A 20128-nucleotide genomic window follows, 5' to 3' on the forward strand; every position below is an offset into this window, starting at 1 on the left:
TAAGAAAAATGTCAACCTACTATTGAGGTTCGGCTCGGTAGAAATCTCCGCACCTTTACTTTGGGAAGAATATCAAGTTTTTCATTTACAATACCCTCTTATGAGATTTATTGAAAAACCTCTCTCTCAAAGTGGGAAAACATAAAACATAAAGTATAATATTATTGTCTATTGTCGTGGGTGGGCAATCTGAGACATTAAGCAGACGTACAGGGAAGCATAACTTACCTTTATCCACTCCTTCGATGGGGGCAAAAAGGATGGGTGCAGCATTCAATAAAACGTCAACCCACTGAAGAGCTTAGGCTCAGTATGTATCTCCGCGCCTTTATGTCGCTGAGGATCTCAAAATTTTAACAACAATGTAATTTTTTCTATATAAATGGGGATATCTTTGAAAATTATGCTTAACACAATTGCAACTCAGATTAGAAAGTGGTTCTCAGCACCAGAGGTGAGTGCTCACTGTGATGGTCCTTGCGGTGTTTATGACCCTGCTTCTGCTCGCATTTACGCTGAAGCTGTATTATCTATGACTAAGAAAATTCTAGATCTTGACCCAAAAGCTGGAGATCATAAGACTGCTAATACCCTTTCTCGCTATATTGCAATTAAGGAAGAGCAAGCTCAGAAGACTAAGGAAGATTTGCTTATTCTCTGGACTGATTATTTTAAGCCTGTACATTTAGAAAAGTATCCAGACCTCCACGATACTTTTTGGAAGGCTGCTAAGTTATGCTCTGCTTGTAAGGTAGAAGTTAGTTTGGAGCATGCTACTGAGTTACTAGCTGCTGTGGAGAAAATTCACAATATGTTCTGGGCTACTAAGGAGCGGGATGTGACTTGGTACAAGGCTAGCTAATTTTTTTTGTTTGAGGTGGTAGGTACAAGGTTGATACAAACAATTGATAATAAAGAATTATTGCTTTGGTTATTAAGGTTGCGCCAACGGTTTTGTGTCACAGGATTTTCTATGTTTCCTATACTTAAACCTGGAGATGAGGTTCTTGTAGATACAAAAGCCTACCACCACTGTGCTCCAGAAATAGGGGATATGGTTGTGGCTGAACACCCTCATCGTCAAGAGTTAAAAATAATTAAGTGGGTTGCTTTTGTTGATGAAAAAGGTGACTGTTTTTTGGTCGGAGAAAATAAGGAAGAAAGTACCGATAGTCGTTCTTTTGGTTTGGTAAATCGAAAACGAATAATTGGTAAGGTAAAGAGCAAGTTTCCAACATAGTTTAACACATTAGGTTTGAAGGATATTGGTTGAATAAAAAATCATGTTTGCATTTAAATAACTCTTACTAATTTCAGTATATCAATTTTTTTTTAATTGGAGCTTCGCAAAATGATAGTAGCTGCTATCTGTTGTCTTGCTATTTCAGGCACAAAGCGATCATCAGAGAACTAGTTATATAAGACTTATGATTTTTTTCTAGTTGAATAAAAAATCATACAAAAGGGCGAGTTTGTACCACTAACTATAGTATATCAAATTTTTTTTGAGAATGGCTGGTGGAAATAATAATGCTTTTTAGAGCTCCGTAAAATGATAGCGATCGCTATCTGTTGTCTTGCTATTTCAGGCACAAAGCGATCATCAGAGAACTAGTCATATAAGACTTATGATTTTTTTCTAGTTGAATAAAAAATCATACAAAAGGGCGAGTTTGTACCACTAACTATAGTATATCAAATTTTTTTTGAGAATGGCTGGTGGAAATAATAATGCTTTTTTAGAGCTTTGTAAAATGAGAGCGATCGCTATCTGTTGTCTTGCTATTTCAGGCTCAAAGCGTCGAGACTTATGATTTTTTCTAGTTGAATAAAAAATCATACAAAAGGGCGAGTTTGTACCACTAACTATAGTATATCAAATTTTTTTTGAGAATGGCTGGTGGAAATAATAATGCTTTTTTAGAGCTTTGTAAAATGAGAGCGATCGCTATCTGTTGTCTTGCTATTTCAGGCACAAAGCGATCATCAGAGAACTAGTCATATAAGACTTATGATTTTTTTTTAGTTGAATAAAAAATCATACAAAAGGGCGAGTTTGTACCACTAACTATAGTATATCAAATTTTTTTTGAGAATGGCTGGTGGAAATAATAATGCTTTTTTAGAGCTTTGTAAAATGAGAGCGATCGCTATCTGTTGTCTTGCTATTTCAGGCACAAAGCGATCATCAGAGAACTAGTTATATAAGACTTATGATTTTTTTCTAGTTGAATAAAAAATCATACAAAAGGGCGAGCTTGTACCACTGTACCACTAACTATAGTATATCAAATTTTTTTTGAGAATGGCTGGTGAAAATAATAATGTTTTTTTAGAGCTCCGTAAAATGCCAACTAGTTGTTTAGTGGGGGGGGAGGAATGGCTTACATAGGAGATTGAGGCATTTTATTTAATGATCTAGGGGAGTCGTGCCTCACTTTTGGTAGATATTTGAGGAGCCTTAATTCATAATTGTAGCGATCGTAACTAGTGATTTTTTGATTGAATAAAAAATCATATTTAAATTGTTGGTATTGAGTAGAGCGATCGCTGTGCTGACTTTATGGTTAGTTTATAGTTAGTTTTTCTTGGCAAGTACCTTTGCTGAAAAATCAGGATGTAGGGACTTGGTATATAATCTTCCTCAAAGGTTTATGTCAAAACCAAGTTAACTCCTCTGGGAGAAATTCCCACACTTCCTTAAAAAGGAAAGTGCTACGGGAAAGCCAGTAGTTAGTTTTGTGGTTCATTCTTGCTTTCGCTCTTTTTTTTGAGCATTGAGACAGTAAAAACACCACAGGACGCAATAAAGTAAGACTCAATAACTATTCCTTTGGGATTTATCAAAATGATTTTCATTATTTAAGTGAAGCATTTAAAAGATATAAAGAAGGAAGCAATATATCAATTTCCATCAATTAAGAACTAATGACTATAGCTATAGATTTCGGAACAAGTAATACTGTTATTTCTCGTTGGAATCAAACAACTAAACAACCAGAAATTGTCAAGTTACCAAATATCTCAATTCTTTCTGTGGAAAATCCGCCTTTAATTCCTAGCTTAGTCTATGTGGAAAATGTTGCTGAAAAAAAAGTAGTAGTAGGTCAACAGGTTAGAGATAAAGGTTACGATGTTAATACGGAATCTAGATTTTTTCGTAATTTCAAACGGGGTATTGGTGCAAATGTTCAAGGATTTTTGCCGGAACTTGACGGTCAAATTGTTTCTTTTGAACAGGTAGGGAAATTGTTTTTAGAAGAAGTTGTAGCAGGTCTTCAGAAAGTGCCTTTGCCAGTAGAGTCTTTAATTTTTACTGTTCCAGTAGATAGTTTTGAAGCTTATCGAAATTGGTTGGGGGAAGTTTGTCAGTCTCTAGAGGTTGAACAGGTAAGAATGATTGATGAACCTACTGCTGCGGCTTTAGGTTATGGGATGGCAGATGCGGAAATTTTGTTGGTGGTTGATTTTGGTGGGGGAACTTTAGATTTATCTTTGGTAAGGTTGGATAATGTGATGGCAAAACAACCTTTGGGTTATATTCTGAAATGGGGTAAAAAATCTTATGGTAACAATTCAAGTCAAAAGGCAAGAACTGCAAGGGTTTTGGCAAAGGCTGGAGAGAATTTAGGGGGTTCGGATATTGATAATTGGTTGGTGGATTATTTTGTTAAGAGTCAAGGGATAGAAAAGAGCTCTTTAGTTACTCGTTTGGCAGAAAAGTTAAAAATTCAATTGTCTTTGCAGCAAGAGGGAACGGAGGTTTTTTTTGATGATGAAAGTTTGGAAAGTTATGAGCTGGGGTTGGGGCGGGATGCTTTTGAGGAAATTCTCCGGGAAAATGGTTTTTTTGCTAGTCTTGATCAGTCAATGAGTCGGGTTTTACAGCAGGCAAAAAGACAAGGAATAGAGTTATCGGATATTGGTGCTGTTTTATTGGTGGGAGGAACGGTGCAAATTCCGGCGGTTCAGAGGTGGGTAAGGGAATATTTTGATGCTGGAAAAATTCGTTGTGAAAAACCTTTTGAGGCAATTTCTCAGGGAGCGTTGCAATTAGTTCAAGGAGTGGAGGTTAAGGATTTTTTGTATCACGGTTATGGTATCCGGTATTGGGATAGAAAGAAAAATGCTCATGGTTGGCATCCGTTGATTAAGTCTGGTCAACCGTATCCAATGAGTAGTCCTGTAGAGCTGGTTTTGGGTGCTTCTATGAATAGTCAACCTAGTATAGAGTTGGTTTTGGGAGAGTTGGGTGCTGAGTCTGCTGGTACAGAGGTTTTTTTTGATGGCGATCGCCTTATTACTCGGAAAGTTTCTGGGGAGCAAACTGCTGTACAACTTTTAAATGATAGAGAGGGAGGTCGTAGTATTGCTCAATTAAGTCCTTTGGGAAATCCGGGGAGGGATCGCATTAAGGTTTTGTTTTGGGTGGATGAGTCTAGGTTTTTGAGAATAACGGTGGAGGATTTATTGACGAATGAAATTTTGTTAAATGAGCAGGCTGTTGTACAGTTGAGTTAGGGTAGGAGGCTGTTAGTTAGTGGCTGGAAAAAGAGGTTTTGGAGGGATTTTATTCAATATTATCCTTTTGTTTTAGTATTATATTTAACATAATAATTTAACATAATAATAAAGTTGATAATTGATTGAAAAAAAAATGACTAATGAACTACCAAAAACTGATTCTCTAAAAAAAAAGGGTCGTATTTTTTCTCAAGATTCATGGGAAAAAATATCTTCTCCGGAAGAGTTTGACGAATTAATACAAGTAGTTACTGTTAAAAACTGGCTGTCTTTTTCTATATTTGGTGGTCTAGTTTTAGTGGGTATTTTATGGAGTATTTTTGGTAAAATACCTATTACAGTAACTGGAAAGGGGGTGTTAATTCGCCCTCGACAAGTGGTTACATTTCAATCAGCAATTGAAGGTAATTTAGATTCTTTGAAGATTAGAGATGGAGAGTGTGTAAAAAAAGATGAGGTTCTGGCAACTATTAATCCATCTCAACTGAAAAAACAGTTAGAGTTACAACGACAAAAGCTATTTCTTTTTCAAACTCAAGCATTAGATACTCAAAGGTTAGAAGGTCAACGGACTCAGTTAGAAGTAGATGGTCTGACAACTAAGGCTGAAGGTTTAAGGCAACGTTTGCGAGATACTCAAAGTCTTACGCCTACTTTACAAAGTAATACTTTAGAGGCTCTCCGGGAAAAGGGTCAGACTTTGGAGCAACGTTTACAGGATATGCAGGCTGTTACTCCGAGATTAAAGGAGGAAAAATTACAGGAAATTAATAAACAACGAGTAAGTTTAGAAAAACGTTTGGGGGATGCTAAAAAATTAACTCCTGAATTGAGGGATAAAAAATTACAGGCGATCGCTGAACAAAAGATTACTCTGCAGGAAAGGTTACAAAGTGCTAAAAGTTTAACTCCTATTTTGCGGGATAAAAATGAGTTGGCATTGCAACAACAACGAGAAAGTTTAAAGCAACGTTTGAAAGATGCCCAAGAGTTAGTTCCGGTTTTTGAGCAGAGGCTAACAAAGCGCCAGAAGTTATTGGATGATGGTGCTATTTCTCAAGATAATTTATTACAAACAGAACAGGAGTTTAGGCAAAATTTACAGTCTATTGCTCAAATTAAAACTGAGTTAAAACAAGTAGAGGTACAGGAAGCAGAAACTGCAGAAAAATATTTACAAAATTTCAGTACTATTAATGAAATTGAGGATAAACTGAAGGATTTAGAAGTGGAGGAAGTTGAAACTAATCAGAGATATTTAGATAATGTTAATACTATTAGAGAAATTGAGGGTCAATTACAGGGATTAGATTCACAAACAACTGAAACTTCTAAACAATTTCTGGATAATCTCAATCAAATTAATGAGATAAAGGTGCAGTTACAGGAAGTTAAGTTGCAAGAAACTGAGGCTATGGAAAAGTTTTTGGAAAGTCAGAATATTATGGCTCAATTAAAGGTTGATTTGCTGGATTTAGAAACCCAGAAAAAACGTTTGGAACAAGAAAATTTAGAGGCGGCAAATACTCGGAAAAATCAAATAGAAGAAGTTAATCGAGAAATTGCTCAGTTAGAAAAACAGGTTGCAGATAATAGTAAAATTCTTAGTCCTGTAGATGGGTGTATTTTGGAAATTAAAGGCACTGTCGGACAATATGTAAGTCCTGGTACTGTTCTGGGTAAAATTAATGTTCAAGGAAGGTTATCAGGATTAATGGCAGTTAGTTATTTTCCTGTTAAAGATGGTAAAATGATTAAGTCTGATATGAAAATTACTATTACTCCTGATACTGTTAAACGAGAAAGATTTGGAGGAATTATTGGCAATATTACTTCTATTTCTAGTTTTCCTGTGACTAAGGAAGGGGCAAGTTTTGTAGTAGGAAATCCAGAAATAGTAGAAAATATTATTGGGGAAAGTGGGGGGCAAATTGAAACTTATGCTCAACTAAGAAAGGATGATAATACTTTCAGTGATTATCAATGGTCTTCTTCAAAGGGACCACAAAAAAAATTTACTGCGGGTACGACAATAACAGCACGGGTAAGGGTTGAGGAAAGAGCGCCTATTACTTTTGTTTTGCCAATATTAAGGGAGTGGAGCGGGGTTTATTTATTTAAGTCTAAGTCTTAATATAAGTCAAAGGTTTTTTAAAAGCTACCTGCCCACCTATTCACCTATTCAAATATTTTTCTAAAGTAAGTTTTTTTTTGGTTATAAAGTGGAATTTTGAGTCAAAAGTTACTTATTTAAAGGTTAAAAGCTATAGCGCTAATATTTACTGCTATAAAAGTTCATATTTTTTTGAATTTCATAAGTAAAATTAAAAATAATATGCCTATATTAAATGATAGAATTTGAAAAAAATAGTCAAGCTTTTAGATGAGTGTGAATAACTTATTAAAATTCTAATACTATTCTAGCTTCATCTTTAGTCACTAGCAAAAAAAAGCTGGTTAATTTTGAGTTAAAGTTAAATTTTTGCTTATTAAAGGCTAGCTTGAAAATTGTAACTTTTGAATTTTGATTTTAATATTAATGACTTTTAAAAGACTTTTGACTTAAAATTTGACTTAAAATTTGGGAGTTTAAATCCAAATTGGCTCTTTTAAAGTTTATCCCTTCTGCTTTTTATGGCTTTTTATTGATTTTCTTACTTACCTTTTGAAGCTCACTTGATATTTTCTTAGTCATTGTTTTAAAATCAGCTTTGTTGAAGTTATTCTTAACTTTATTCCACTCATTATTAATTGTTTTCAAGTCAGCTTTGTTGAAGTTACCCTTAGCTTTATTCCACTCATTATTAATTGCTTTAAAATCAACTTTCTTGAGCTCATTCTGAACTTTATGCAGCTCATTATCAATTTTTTTAAAATCAACTTTCTTGAGCTCATCTTTAACTTTATTTAGCCCCTTCTCAATTTCGTTATATTTAGTCATTTTTTTTCTCCAAATAAAATAACAAATTGTTCTAATTTTGATTTTAGCATTACAGCGATGCTAGGGAGTCTATCCCTTTCTAGGGTATAGCAGCGTCGGGAGAATGTCAATGTGTACCATTAATCCATATTTCATGTTCACTTATATCAATTTCATCATTCCAAATAATTCCACTCCCTGATGGATCTATTTGAAAATTTTTGCAGAAAGCAAAGTTTTTTGGAGGAAAGAACGTTGGTTTGTTTAGTAATTTTTGAATATTATACTTTCTTGTTTTATGATTGGAGAAATGTACTAACAAGGTGTAGTTATCTATTACTTGAGCTGATTTGATTTTGGGATAAAGCATAATTTTTATTCGATAATTTATTTTTATGGTGGTAATTTTCTAAATTCTTGGGTATTCTTTGCAATAATTCTGTTTGATATATTGATGCCTATTCAATTACTATTTTTGTTGCTCTATTTGCTAAATCACCTTCAATAATTTCCCAGGTTTCTAGATTAAATAGAGGGTTATATTTTCCATAAATTGCATGAAAATGAGGAGGAGGATGATCTGCAAAAAATAATAATTTTGATAATTCCATAAAATCTGGAAACTTCAGGCATTGGTTTGATTCTCAAAAGCAAATTCCCAAAAATAATTATATTATTACTTGCTCATAAATTACCATTGCTTCCTGTAATACCCGCAAAAGGCGAAAATAACGACTTAGATCTTTTGGAGTCCTCAAATCTACTACTCTTCCTAATAAATAATTTAATTCATCTTCTATTCTAATAATTGCTAAACCAGGAGTTTTTCCTGGCTCAAATTCTACTAAGATATCTATATCACTTTCAGTCGTAAAGTCATGCCGCAGCACTGAACCAAATAAGGATAATTTGCTAATATTATACTGCTGACAAATTTGATTAATTTCAGCTTTTTGTAAATCAATAGGTAAAGTTTTCATGTTTATTGCTAGTTAGATAAACTTCAGTTAAAAATTGGCAGCAAGAAATAGAGTCATAATGTTAATTCACTGACTACTAAAATAGATAACTCACGGACTTTTTTGAACTGTAAATCATTAGTTAAAAAAGCATCACAATTAGACTGAATTGCTGTGGCAATTTGTAAAGCATCAGGTAATTTTAAATTATATCTAACCCGAATATCAGCAGCAATAAGAGCAGTCTCTGAATTAATATCCACAAAATTAATTTTGTCTTGACTCGTCAGAATGTTAATAAATTGTTGTTGTACAGAGAGATTTTTTTGACTGGTTATATGGATTATTAGGATTGCTAAATAATCGGAGCAGAATCTAAAAAATCCGATTTAGCTGTCCTAAAATTGTCTCAATTTTCTTTGAATTTAAACAATTTATTGTTCTCGTTGTTGCCATTCTTGACGTAATTCCTTAACCCATTCTTGAGCATCTTTTCCCTCTAAGATATTAGGTAATATTCCTCGCAAATTACACAAACTATGTTTAGAGGTTTTGGGAATAGTTGTCTGACGCTTCAATTGTTCTGTAGTATAGGTAATGATTTGAAACTTTTCTTCTATAGTAAGCTGTTCAATTTCTTGTAATATTTTTGTTAATAAAGGACTCATTAATTTAACCTCCATAAATAGTCTAATTGGGGCTTGCTGATTAAATATAAAAGCATTGACATATTCTTAATATGTATATCTATTCTATCAACATTCCTCACAGGATTATCAACTGGTACCCTAATCACTACTAATACAGTTATGATTGATTCTAGACTAGAGTTGTAGTAGGTATAAAAAAATGAAAAAAATGTTCAAGTTCAGGCTATTAAATCAAAATTCTATCTCTGAGAATCTCGAAAAATATCAAAGACTTACTTATCCTCCTTATCGTCCTATCCTAGATAATCTTCTAGATTCCAAATACATTGCTATAAGTGCAGAAGATAATCAAGAAATATTAGGATTGACTATAGGAAAAATAGATTATAAAAAAAATATTGGGGAAGTTTTGTCTCTGTTTGTTATACCAGAATATCGAAGACAAGGCATTGGTAATCAGTTATTGGTTGCCCTAGAAACAGAGTTCAGGGGGAAAAATTGCCAACAAATTGATTTGATTTATATTCCCAACCAAACAATTATTGCTTTGGAAAAAATATTTCAGAAAAATGCCTGGTCTAAGCCTAAAGCTCGTATGTTAATTGGTCTGGGAGAGCGAGAAACTATCAAAAACATGGCTTGGTTAAATCTAGATCAGAAATTACCATTAGGTTATGAAATCTTTCCCTGGGGAGAATTAACTTCTAAGGAAAGAACAATTCTTGAAAAATCACTTTGGTATCCAGATATTTTATCCCCTTTCACTGAAGAGGATATTATTGAACCAATCAATAGTTTGGGTTTAAGATACAATCATCAAGTAGTAGGTTGGATGATTACTCATCGAATTTCAGAGAATACTATTCGTTACACTATACTTTTTGTTAAAGAAGAACTGCAATCTATTGGTAGAGGAATTGCTCTTCTTGCACGAGCAATTAAATTAAATTTAAATCATCCTGAAATTAATCAAGGTAGTTTTGCTCTTTTGATTAATAATGAAAAAATGGCTAAGTTTACCGAAAGAAGATTAAAACCTTATTTAGCTTCTTTTCGTCAATCTTTTATTAGTAGTAAGTTAACGTAAAATTCGTAGTTTTTCTTTTTTCTCTCTAACTCTTTTGGCACCTGTTGAAGCACGATCGCGAATTTGATACATCCACCACGGCGCGAATGTCGGGGAAAACGAATGTGTTGGGACTGATTAAACTCCTCTCGGTTTCTGGTAGAAGCACTCTTTTCTTCTGCCTTCAGAGCGATCGCCTCCACCATTCGTCTCGTCCCACATTGACCGCTCCTTTGACGGCTCCTAGTTGTTCTTTTTTCTCTCTTACTTTTGACTTTTGACTTGAAATGAATTATGCCAAGAAAACCTCGGAATTTTCAAATTGGACACTCTTATCACATTACGACTCGTTGTAATAACCGTGAATTTAAACTATCCAGGCGCGAATGTCGGGAAGTATTTCTTTATGCAATAAAAAAGGTTAGCACCAAATACAATTTTCGGCTTTATGCTTTGTGCATTATGTCCAATCATGTTCATTATTTGATTGAACCGTTGCAACCAGAAGATTTACCAAAAATTATGCACTACCTCAACTGGTACACAGCTATGTGTTTCAACAGAATGTTAAAACGTACGGGGCATTTTTGGGAAAAACGATATTACTGCAATGGGTTTCCTTCCTCAGATAGAGAAAGAGCATTGAATACTTTACGCTACATCCACGGTAATCCTAAAGCGGCCAAAATGCGTTGCGGCTTTTTCTATGATTTTAGTAACTATGGTAGCTACGAATGTTTGACTAATGATGGCCTGACTCAATGGCATCCGGCTTTCTTAGAGTTGGCCAATACTCTGGACCAATGTGCCCAGAAATATAAGGAATTTTGTAAGAAATATAAGTCCAAACAAAAAGATTCGAGAAAGTGCCACTGGGGCAGCAAACTTTTAGGGGGTATTGTGCTGTCTTTTGATGGCCGAAATTCTCGCTCTGCTAAGAAGAAAAAGTTATCAACTCCTTTTGACTTTCCGCCGACGGTGATGCCAGACAATGAAGAATTAGCAAAGGTAGTTAGTCAATTTGTTGTAGCTAATAGACCGAATTAGCAGAAAAAAAAAATGTAATACCTAGGTTTTAGCTTTAGTTCATAGTTCAGTTCTTTTAAACTATTTCCCCTAAGCAAGCAAAAGAACTTTTCATAGTTCTTTTGCTTGCTTGGACTCCGTTTTTTTGATATTTTTATGAATTTGTTCATCACAAATCCCAACAACTTTTCCCAAAAACTAGCATTGTTTAATTCGTACAAGAGAAACGGTGTAAATTTTAGGACTTACGCAACGGCACTATGTATAGTAGCAATATCTTGAAAATGATATTTTTTGGCACCATATATAGCGGTACTGCGTAAGTCCTGTTAGTTTAAATTCCTCGAGTAGAACAGAACAGACATCCTGTGGCACAACTATGCCAACTGACGAGTTACCAACTGCCTAAACAACCCCTCCTGTGCCATCAACTCATCAAACCTTCCCTTCTGCACAACTCCCCCCTAGAGAGACATCACATAAATAACATCGGCGTTCCTCGGCGTTCCTAGGCGGGGGTGCCAGGTAACAAATAAAGAATGTGAAAAAGGGCTTATGTTTAATGTTATGTATACAATAACCCTTAGGGTTCTACCAATAACCCTAGTTTTGGTTCCTTCTCTTTTTATTTTTTCTTCATTCCTTTCAACTGGAGTTGTTCTCAAGTTACGCTCTCTAATTATTAAGTTCCTCAAGTTCCTCGTAGTGGGCGGCGTCGCCCGGTTGCGAGGTTTCGGTTTTTGGTTTTTTGGTCATTGCGTTCATGGCGTTCATGGTCAACTCCTTTGTTTTTTTTGTTTTTGGTTTAGCGTTCTGCTAATAGCATAGCATTTCTTTTGTTTTTTTTGTGGCGTTTTAAAGTTTTATTAATTAATAGTATTCATATTACAGTTAGTTAATCTAATCTGTATTCATAAGTTTTATTAATCTAATCTGTATTCTTTCGTTATTTTGTATTTCGCTGCGCGGCTATTTCCTCCCCTAGTGTAGCCGTTCCGAGTCGAGAGTATGTTTGTTTTCGATTTTGTCTGGATTTCGTCCGCGTTCGGTGGTTGGGTTGCATTGTGTTATGTCTTCTCTCCCACCGCGTTCGCGTAAAATCTTAATTATAAATCTTCGTTGAATATAGAAAAAAAGAGAAACCTTGATGTGTATGGTCAAATTGTCTAAGCAAATAGACCCTCAAAGTGGGGAGGAAAGGATTTTTTTGCTTTCCCTTCCTGTCGTTTTTATTTCGACAACTGGCTCGTTTTAACGCCAACCACCTTGCGCCAAAAAACTTGCGTAGTAACTATTCCAGTAACCACCCGACCAGCGTTCCATTTGGGTGCAGCCGGCCGGAGCGCCATAGCCACCACAAATTTCCTCCAATTTGTGAGTTCCTATTCTTTTCTTTCAATTATTTACTGCTTTATTTTTTTTAATTGTTTCTCTTATACATCAGTGCCATCAACTATGCCAACTGACGATTTACCAACCGCCTAAACAACCCCTCCTGTGCCATCAACTCATCAAACCTTCCCTTCTGCACAACCCGCCCCTGAGACATCACATAAATAACATCCGCGTTCCTAATAGTACTCAAACGATGAGCAATAACAACCCTGGTCACATTCAACCGCTCCAAACTCTCAGTAACGATCGCCTGAGTTTTATTATCCAAAGCACTAGTCGCCTCATCCAACAAAATAATTTTCGGCTGCAATATCAACGCCCGAGCAATTAACAACCGTTGTCGTTGCCCCACGGAAATATTACCACCTCCCTCACTCACTATTGTATGCATCCCCATAGGCATTTTCTCTATATCATCAGCAAAACCCACCTTCTGAGCGGCCTCCCATGCTACCTGTGGACTTACCAACTCACCACTACTAATATTTTGATAAATACTACCCGTGATCACCTGACCATTTTGCAGCACCACCCCTAATTGTTGTCTAACTGCCTCCAAGTCTAATTCAGCCAAATTTTTACCATCATAAAAAATACTTCCGGTTTGTGGTTGCTCAAACCCCAACAACAAACGAAACAAAGTAGACTTGCCACTGCCAGAGGGGCCCACAATAGCAACAAATTCTCCTGGTTTAACTTCCAAACTAATATTATGGAGTACAGTCACCCCATTAAATTGTGGGAGATTTTCTTCAGTTTTGCCAACTATTAATTTAGACTTTTGATGATAACTAAAAGTCAGATTATCAATAGAAATATGACCTTGTAATTTTCCGGGGTGAGCCAAATTAGGATTATATTCAATAGGAGAATCTAAAATACTTTTAGCTCTTTCCCACAAAGGCACAATACCAATAACATCAGTAATAGTATCACTCAAAGAAGTTACTCCACCAAGAAACACACCCATGGCAGAATTAAAAGCAATAAATGTACCAATATTTAAACCAGGAGTTCCGGTCTGAGCCGCAGAAATAATAATCTGAATAGCAAACCAATAAATCACAATAGAAGTCACCAGAGAAACCACTTCATTAATGACAGAAATAATATCGTTTATCTGAAAAATCCGATTATTAAGTTGAATTTGAGGTTGAAACTTTTTACCCCAAACTGCAAAAGCTCTAACTTCTGCAGCCGCAACTCGTAATTTTTGAATCCCATTGATGAGCTCTACAGTTAAACCTTGAATTTTCCCGCTCAACTTTTCTTGTTCCCGTTCAAAACGAATTAAAATTATTCCAGAAATCAAAGTAATGAGGAAAGAAATTACACCAACAATTAAAACTATTAAAGCTAATTTTTTGCTATAGACAAACATTAAACCCAAATTTAACAGAGAAAATAACCCAGTAAAAATAGTCGTAATTACAGCACTATTAACCAAACCACTAATCTGACTTATCGCAGCAATACGAGTTAATAAATCTCCCAAACTAAATTCCCGGAAAAAAGTTGGGTTGAGCCGAAAAAGACGGTCATAAATTCCAGATTGTAAATTAATTTGCATTCCCTGAGAAACCTTAATAGACATTATGCCTTGGAGCAAACTAAACAAAGATTTTCCTACAGTAACAGCAAGTAAACCCAGTGCTATTTGCCATAATAATAATTTGTCACTATCAGGAATAGCATTATTAATAAGAATGGCACTTGCCTGAGGAGTAACCATACCCATCAGACTGATTATTGTGCCTAAAATCATTACTTTTATTGCATCCCATTCATAACCTTTGATGGCAAATAAAAATATATCCCAAACCTTTTTAACTTGGATGGGAAAAGGGCGATAAAAAGTAAATGCTGTTGATGATAAAGTAGCAGCTACATTTTGATTTATAGGAATAGAAGTTTGAGTCTTTGGGTTGTAGAGAAAATATTGATTATTCTTAGGTAATAAAGCCACGGGTAAATTTTCTAATTTCAGCCAACCCAACAAAGCACCAGAATTTTTTTGCCACCATTTATCTCTGAGTTTTACTTCCCGAATTCGACAACGTGAAGCTCTAGCAATTTCTTGTAAATATATTTGATAATCAGCAGGAGATTGTTTTTCTGGGATAGTATTTTGGAAATTTTTTCTTTGTGTAAGTGGTGGTTTAATTTCTATCTGACTAGCACGACCTATTGCTCCTACTGCGGCTAATAATAAGTCATTAAAATCAGAGACCAAAGAGTTAGTTGTTTTTCGATTATATAAAACAGAAACAAAATTTTGCATAGTTTCTGCTTGACTGCGTTGATTATAGGTTTTGAGTCGTTGAGAATTGAAAATTTCTGTTTGTTCCTCAGCCAAAATAACTTGGTGGAGATAATTGCAAAAATTATTATTAATTGAAACAATTTCCGAAAAATTAGGAAGCTCAGATTTTCCAAAAGATGGCAAAGAAAAATCTTTTGGTATTGAGTCAACAGATTCATCTATCAATTCCAAATTTTGAATTTTGGCTTTTGAATTTTGACTTTCCCAAAGGTAGTTTAACCATTTTTCTACTAGAGAACCAGACAAACTCTGGAAATCTTCATTTAAATCTGTATTAGCAAGATTAATCTGAATTAATTCAGCTTTTTCCAAAGCAATTCCCAATAATTTGCCTTGAGTCTGAGCATCGGAATTAAAAATTAACTCTCCCTGTTTAACCGTAAATAAATAATGACGATTTCCGATTAATTCTCCATCTAATTCCAGAGAATAAAATATTTCCACAGCTCCAGATTTTACGAACCAGATAATTTGGGGGAATTCAAAAATTAGAGGTTGATTACCCTCCAAAAAATAATATTTTGTTTTACTGTCTAAATTAGCCAATAACCGAGTAGAAACCAGAGACTTTTCAACAATATTTTCCCCTTTTATTTCTCTATTTATTCCCAACTCTTGATACCTTAGTTCAGGCAAAATATCCTGCCTAAAATCTTGACTCCCTTCTTCCATCTCCAATAATTGACGATAATAAACACCCTGATGCCAAAGTTGTTGATGAGTACCTCTTTCTAATACCTTTCCTTCTCTTAAAACAATAATTTCATCACAATCTCGAATTGTACTTAAACGGTGGGCAACCACAATACAAGCACAACCCCGACGACGTAAATTCTGATCAATAACTCTTTCAGTTTCCGCATCCAAACTACTCGTTGCTTCATCTAAAATTAAAATCCGAGGATTATTTACTAAAGCTCTAGCAATTTCCAAACGTTGTCTTTGACCACCCGATAAATTCACCCCACCTTCCAACAAATTAGCATCATAACCACCAGATAAACTGATAATAAATTCGTGAATATTTGCATCCTTACAAGCCTGAGTCAAAGCCGAATTACTAATAGTTGGATTCCATAAAGTTAAATTTTCTCGAATTGTACCTTCAAATAAAGATATATCTTGTGCCACCATAGCCACCGACTTTGTTAAAACAGAACGAGGAATTTCTTGACGGGGAATATCATCAAATAAAACTTCTCCTAATAATGGTTGATATAAACCGCAAACTAAATTAGCAATAGTAGATTTTCCAGAACCACTTTTTCCCACCAAAGCAACTCTTGAACCAGGATTAATCAACAAATTAAAATTGACAATTAATGGAGGCTTTAAAGGATTATAACCAAAAGTAATATCTCTAAGTTCAACTTTACCTTTTAATGGAGAATATGGAATTAATAACCCGTTCGGAGCATTTTTTTTATCATAAAATGTCAGTTGTTCCAAATTATTTCCGGCTTCAACAACAGAATTTTCTACATCATTTTCTACTGCTTCAGTAATTTCAATATCTTCATCAAGAGGATTATCCAAAACATCATCAAGACGTTCCAAACTTGCCTCCAACTCTTGTAAACTACTGGCAAAATTGATTAATTTGCCCAGAGGATTCAAAAAACCAGAAGCTACAGTTTGAAATGCCACTAACATCCCAATACTCATGTCTCCTGCCATAACCGTTAAACCTCCCAAAACCAAAATTATTGCAGAAGAAAGAGTACTTAAAAATGTTGGTAAAAGAGTTAAAATTTGAGTTTGAATATTTAATTTTTGTTCCTCATTCATCACCTGAGAATATATCCCCAAAATCCGGGAAAACATATAAGATTCTAAACCCCCCGCCTTGAGACTTTCAATTGCTCCTAAACTACCCAAAAGATAACCAGACAATTTACCTTTTTTTTCGCTCAAATTCAAAGTTGCCTCAATCCGAAATTGTCGAAGCCAATATAATGCTGCCACATTAATCAAACCAAAAACTATAGTAATTCCAGCTAAAACTCCATTATAAAAACTCATTAAAACAGCATAAAATACCAACATTATCGTATCAATAAAAGTATTTGCAACCTGACTCAATAATTGTACAGTTGTGTCATTTAAAGCAGCCCGAGAACTAATATCTCCAGTAAATCTTTGGGCATAAAAATTCATAGGTAATCGTAACAGATGCCACATAAACTTACTATTCATAGTAATTGAAAGTTTAATAATTAACTTCCGCAAGAAAATATATTGCATCCTAGCAATAGTAAATTGTAGAATCGTAGTTACCGCCATTCCTACAAGTAAAGGACGGAGCCAACCTTGCAAACCCTCCACTAAAACTTGGTCAACAAAAACCAAACTAAAAGCCGGAATAATTAAACGAATTAAACTGAGAAAAAAACCAGTAATAAAAGTAAAAACCAGAGCATTTTTCGAGTTTTGTAAACGAACTGCTAAATAAGCAATAAAATTTCTTTTTTTTCCTCCTTTAACAAACTCTTCCCCCGGTTCCATCTGCAAAACAATACCACTGTAAGATTGAGCAAATTCTTCCTTACTAACCTTGCGCCTACCCAATGCCGGATCATTCAGATAAGCAAACTTTTTATCAAAACCTTCCACTACCAAAAAATGATTAAATTTCCAAAAAATAATCACAGGTAAATCAATTTCTTCTAAAAATTCAACGTTACTTTTTCCACCCTTAGCTGTCAAACCATATTCCCTTGCCGTTCTGACAATTTGTCCGGCATTAGTACCATCTCGACTCACACCGCATTTACTGCGCAACTCCATTAAAGGAACTTGACGCCCATAATATTTCAGAATAATACCCAAGGATGCGGCGCCACATTCAGTAGCTTCTCTTTGTAAAAAAGGTTTTGTTTTTACTCTCATTTTTTTTTCCTTAATTTTTTTTATTTGTGATAGAGATATAGCTAATAAAATATCAGCCTTCCCTTTCAACTTCAGCAAAATATATTGTCAAAATACGACTATGATATAAAAGTACGCTTATGATGTATAATTTTAATTTTAAGACAGATAAACAAAAGAAGAATTTTACACTATAATTAAATAACTAACATGTCTAGTTTTATGTCAATATCCTCTGATAAAATTTAATTAAATTATATATAAACTAACTAACTATTAAAATTATAAAATTATATTTTGCTTGTGAGATATTTGTATGAAATTTTCTCATATTCCTTTTTTTTCAAAAATTTAGCAGTAAAAAAAAGTAAAAACACTTGATGTATAATTTTAATTTTAAGACAGATAAACAAAAGAAGAATTTTACACTATAATTAAATAACTAACATGTCTAGTTTTATGTCAATATCCTCTGATAAAATTTAATTAAATTATATATAAACTAACTAACTATTAAAATTATAAAATTAAAATTAATTAAAATAAAATTGTGAGATATTTGTATGAAATTTTCTCATATTCCTTTTTTTTTCAAAAATTTAGCAGTAAAAAAAAGTAAAAACACTTGATGTATAATTTTAATTTTAAGTACAGATAAACAAAAGAAGAATTTTACACTATAATTAAATAACTAACATGTCTAGTTTTATGTCAATATCGTCTGATAAAATTTAATTAAATTATATATAAACTAAATTATATTAAATTAAATATTTTGCTTGTGAAATATTTGTATAGAATTTTCTCATATTCCTTTTTTTTTCAAAAATTTAGCAGTAAAAACACTTAAATTTAAACATAAGTTTCAAGTTTAGTAGGTATGAAAAAACTTAGCTATATTAAGATTTATCTACTGACTTCAATATCCTCTAAGAGATTAATTAACATTTTGACAGACGACAAATTTCAACACTGACCTAATTAATAAATAACTAATAACTAATAACTAATAACTGATGACTGAACCTATTGCTGAACCTATTGCTGGATATACTTTACCTGTATTTGCTTGTGCTGCTGCCGTAGCTGCTCTAGGTTGGCTACGTCAAAATGTTTCCTCTTCATCTACTGTATCAATTAACTTACTAGAACCAAGAGAAATTGTTGATATTCCTATCCAACAGGTAGCTTTACTGAAAAATAATACTGCTTTAGCCGTTACTCGTTCCGATCCCGGTAATAATCTTGACCTAACTCATAATACTCCTATTTGGGCTATGGTAGAATTGGTAAAAGTTTGCCAAACTGACACTTCAGAAAAAATTGTGATTATAGGTGGAGAAGGAATAGGATATGATATTAATAGTAGAGAAGCAGCTATATATAATTATGCCCAACGACTGCTCCAAGAAAATCTTCAACCCTTGCTCAAGCAAAATGAACAAGTTATAGTCACTATTATCCTACCAGAGGGTCGTCAATTAGCGGCTCGGACTTCTAATTCTGCTTTTGGTATAGTTGAAGGTCTTTCTTTGTTAGGGACTACTGGGGTTTCTCAACCTTTAAGTGTGCCTGGACAACTTGAAGTTTACCAAGAGGAACTACAACAAAAGGCGGCGCAGTTTCAGAGTTTGGTGTTTTGTGTAGGGGAAAATGGTCTAGATATAGCCAGGAAAATGGGTATCTCTCCACAGCAGACCGTCAAAACAGCTAACTGGTTGGGCCCAATGTTAGTTGCTGCTGCTATTGCTGGAGTGGAGTATATTCTATTGTTAGGCTATCATGGTAAATTAATTAAGTTGGCTGGTGGAATTTTTCATACTCATCACCATTTAGCTGATGGACGATTAGAAATTTTAACAGCTCACTGTGCAAATATAGGTGTACCTACTTCTGTAGTACAAAAAATTTTTGCTTGTCCTACAGCTGAGAGTGCTTTGAAGCTGCTGCGGAGTATAGATACAAATCAGAAAAATGATTTGGTAGGTAAGGTTTATGGAGCGATCGCTTCAAAAATTGACCAACGTTGTCAAGCTTATATTTTTAATCATAGCCAAAAGCAAGTCCAAGTAGGTTCGATGTTATTTGACCGCGATCGGCAAATTTTCCTCAAAACTAAAGTTGCGGATCAAGTTTTTTCCCAAATTTTTTCCTTTGAAGATCATAAAAAATAAAGAGTAGAAATTTTAAATAGTCAAGTTTAAGTTAGCTGGGGACCAACTAATAATAACTGTTATTTAAGTTGGCTAAAAGAACTCAATAGTGTTTTAGTAAAATCATGAAAACTAGTAGAAACCGTTACTTAAGCTAGCTATGAGAACTATTACTGTTGTGGAAAATCATTTATTATTTTCAAAGTACGCCAAGTAGGACTTACCAAAAATATCTAAGATCATC

At 34.2% G+C, this 20128-nt stretch carries 16 protein-coding genes; 8 read left to right on the top strand and 8 right to left on the bottom strand.

All coding sequences use genetic code 11. The features are described 5' to 3' along the window. The first annotated feature begins 164 nt into the window (after positions 1-164). From TERY_RS36170 to TERY_RS04205, 5 genes are all read left to right on the top strand, one after another. A complete protein-coding gene (locus tag TERY_RS36170; protein ID WP_370496597.1) occupies positions 165-296 on the top strand; it encodes a hypothetical protein in 132 nt (43 codons plus the stop codon). A gap of 107 nt (positions 297-403) precedes the next feature. Continuing rightward, positions 404-862 carry a superoxide dismutase, Ni gene (sodN, locus tag TERY_RS04190; RefSeq protein WP_044137173.1) on the top strand — a complete coding sequence of 153 codons (459 nt, stop codon included), beginning with the start codon at positions 404-406 and terminating at the stop codon, positions 860-862. A 30-nt stretch (positions 863-892) separates the two neighbouring features. After that, positions 893-1240 (top strand): nickel-type superoxide dismutase maturation protease, encoded by a 348-nt coding sequence (gene sodX / locus TERY_RS04195; protein WP_011610684.1) that lies wholly within the window; start codon positions 893-895, stop codon positions 1238-1240. A 1688-nt stretch (positions 1241-2928) separates the two neighbouring features. After that, positions 2929-4521: an Hsp70 family protein gene (locus tag TERY_RS04200; RefSeq protein WP_011610685.1), complete on the top strand. Its 1593-nt coding sequence runs from the start codon at positions 2929-2931 to the stop codon at positions 4519-4521. 136 nt (positions 4522-4657) lie between these two features. After that, positions 4658-6658, top strand: coding sequence for an NHLP bacteriocin system secretion protein (locus tag TERY_RS04205; protein ID WP_011610686.1), 2001 nt, complete (start codon positions 4658-4660; stop codon positions 6656-6658). Positions 6659-7156: 498 nt separating this feature from the next. Here the strand turns inward: TERY_RS04205 and TERY_RS04210 are convergent, their stop codons facing one another. From TERY_RS04210 to TERY_RS04235, 6 genes are all read right to left on the bottom strand, one after another. Continuing rightward, positions 7157-7465: a hypothetical protein gene (locus TERY_RS04210; RefSeq protein WP_011610687.1), complete on the bottom strand. Its 309-nt coding sequence runs from the start codon at positions 7463-7465 to the stop codon at positions 7157-7159. Between the two features lie 106 nt (positions 7466-7571). Beyond that, entirely contained in the window at positions 7572-7814 is a 243-nt protein-coding gene (locus tag TERY_RS04215) for a DUF2442 domain-containing protein (RefSeq protein ID WP_011610688.1), read from the bottom strand. Positions 7815-7902: 88 nt separating this feature from the next. Further along, a complete protein-coding gene (locus tag TERY_RS34430; RefSeq protein ID WP_011610689.1) occupies positions 7903-8055 on the bottom strand; it encodes a DUF4160 domain-containing protein in 153 nt (50 codons plus the stop codon). 57 nt (positions 8056-8112) lie between these two features. Beyond that, complete coding sequence (locus TERY_RS04225; RefSeq protein WP_011610690.1) at positions 8113-8424, bottom strand: nucleotidyltransferase domain-containing protein; 312 nt, start codon at positions 8422-8424, stop codon at positions 8113-8115. 53 nt (positions 8425-8477) lie between these two features. Beyond that, positions 8478-8792, bottom strand: coding sequence for a type II toxin-antitoxin system VapC family toxin (locus tag TERY_RS04230; protein ID WP_155994302.1), 315 nt, complete (start codon positions 8790-8792; stop codon positions 8478-8480). Positions 8793-8837: 45 nt separating this feature from the next. Beyond that, the gene (locus TERY_RS04235; RefSeq protein ID WP_011610692.1) at positions 8838-9071 is read right to left on the bottom strand and encodes a hypothetical protein; all 234 of its coding nucleotides are present in this window, start codon (positions 9069-9071) and stop codon (positions 8838-8840) included. A 181-nt stretch (positions 9072-9252) separates the two neighbouring features. On the opposite strand from TERY_RS04235, the gene TERY_RS04240 reads away from it, so the two are divergent. Next, positions 9253-10140 (top strand): GNAT family N-acetyltransferase, encoded by an 888-nt coding sequence (locus TERY_RS04240; RefSeq protein ID WP_011610693.1) that lies wholly within the window; start codon positions 9253-9255, stop codon positions 10138-10140. Here the strand turns inward: TERY_RS04240 and TERY_RS04245 are convergent. Then, on the bottom strand, positions 10110-10325 hold the full coding sequence (locus TERY_RS04245) for a hypothetical protein (protein ID WP_044136397.1): 216 nt from the start codon (positions 10323-10325) through the stop codon (positions 10110-10112). The two genes, TERY_RS04240 and TERY_RS04245, sit on opposite strands and share 31 nt — an antisense overlap. An 88-nt stretch (positions 10326-10413) precedes the next feature. Here TERY_RS04245 and TERY_RS04250 point away from each other — a divergent pair, with 88 nt between their 5' ends. Then, on the top strand, positions 10414-11166 hold the full coding sequence (locus TERY_RS04250; RefSeq protein ID WP_011610694.1) for a transposase: 753 nt from the start codon (positions 10414-10416) through the stop codon (positions 11164-11166). Positions 11167-12598: 1432 nt separating this feature from the next. Here the strand turns inward: TERY_RS04250 and TERY_RS26130 are convergent. Continuing rightward, the gene (locus tag TERY_RS26130) at positions 12599-17752 is read right to left on the bottom strand and encodes an NHLP family bacteriocin export ABC transporter peptidase/permease/ATPase subunit (protein ID WP_011610695.1); all 5154 of its coding nucleotides are present in this window, start codon (positions 17750-17752) and stop codon (positions 12599-12601) included. Between the two features lie 995 nt (positions 17753-18747). Between TERY_RS26130 and cbiD the strand changes: the two genes are divergently transcribed. Continuing rightward, positions 18748-19905 (top strand): cobalt-precorrin-5B (C(1))-methyltransferase CbiD, encoded by a 1158-nt coding sequence (cbiD, locus tag TERY_RS04260; protein ID WP_011610696.1) that lies wholly within the window; start codon positions 18748-18750, stop codon positions 19903-19905. Positions 19906-20128 lie beyond the last annotated feature (223 nt).

This window comes from Trichodesmium erythraeum IMS101, assembly GCF_000014265.1.
Lineage (GTDB): Bacteria > Cyanobacteriota > Cyanobacteriia > Cyanobacteriales > Microcoleaceae > Trichodesmium > Trichodesmium erythraeum.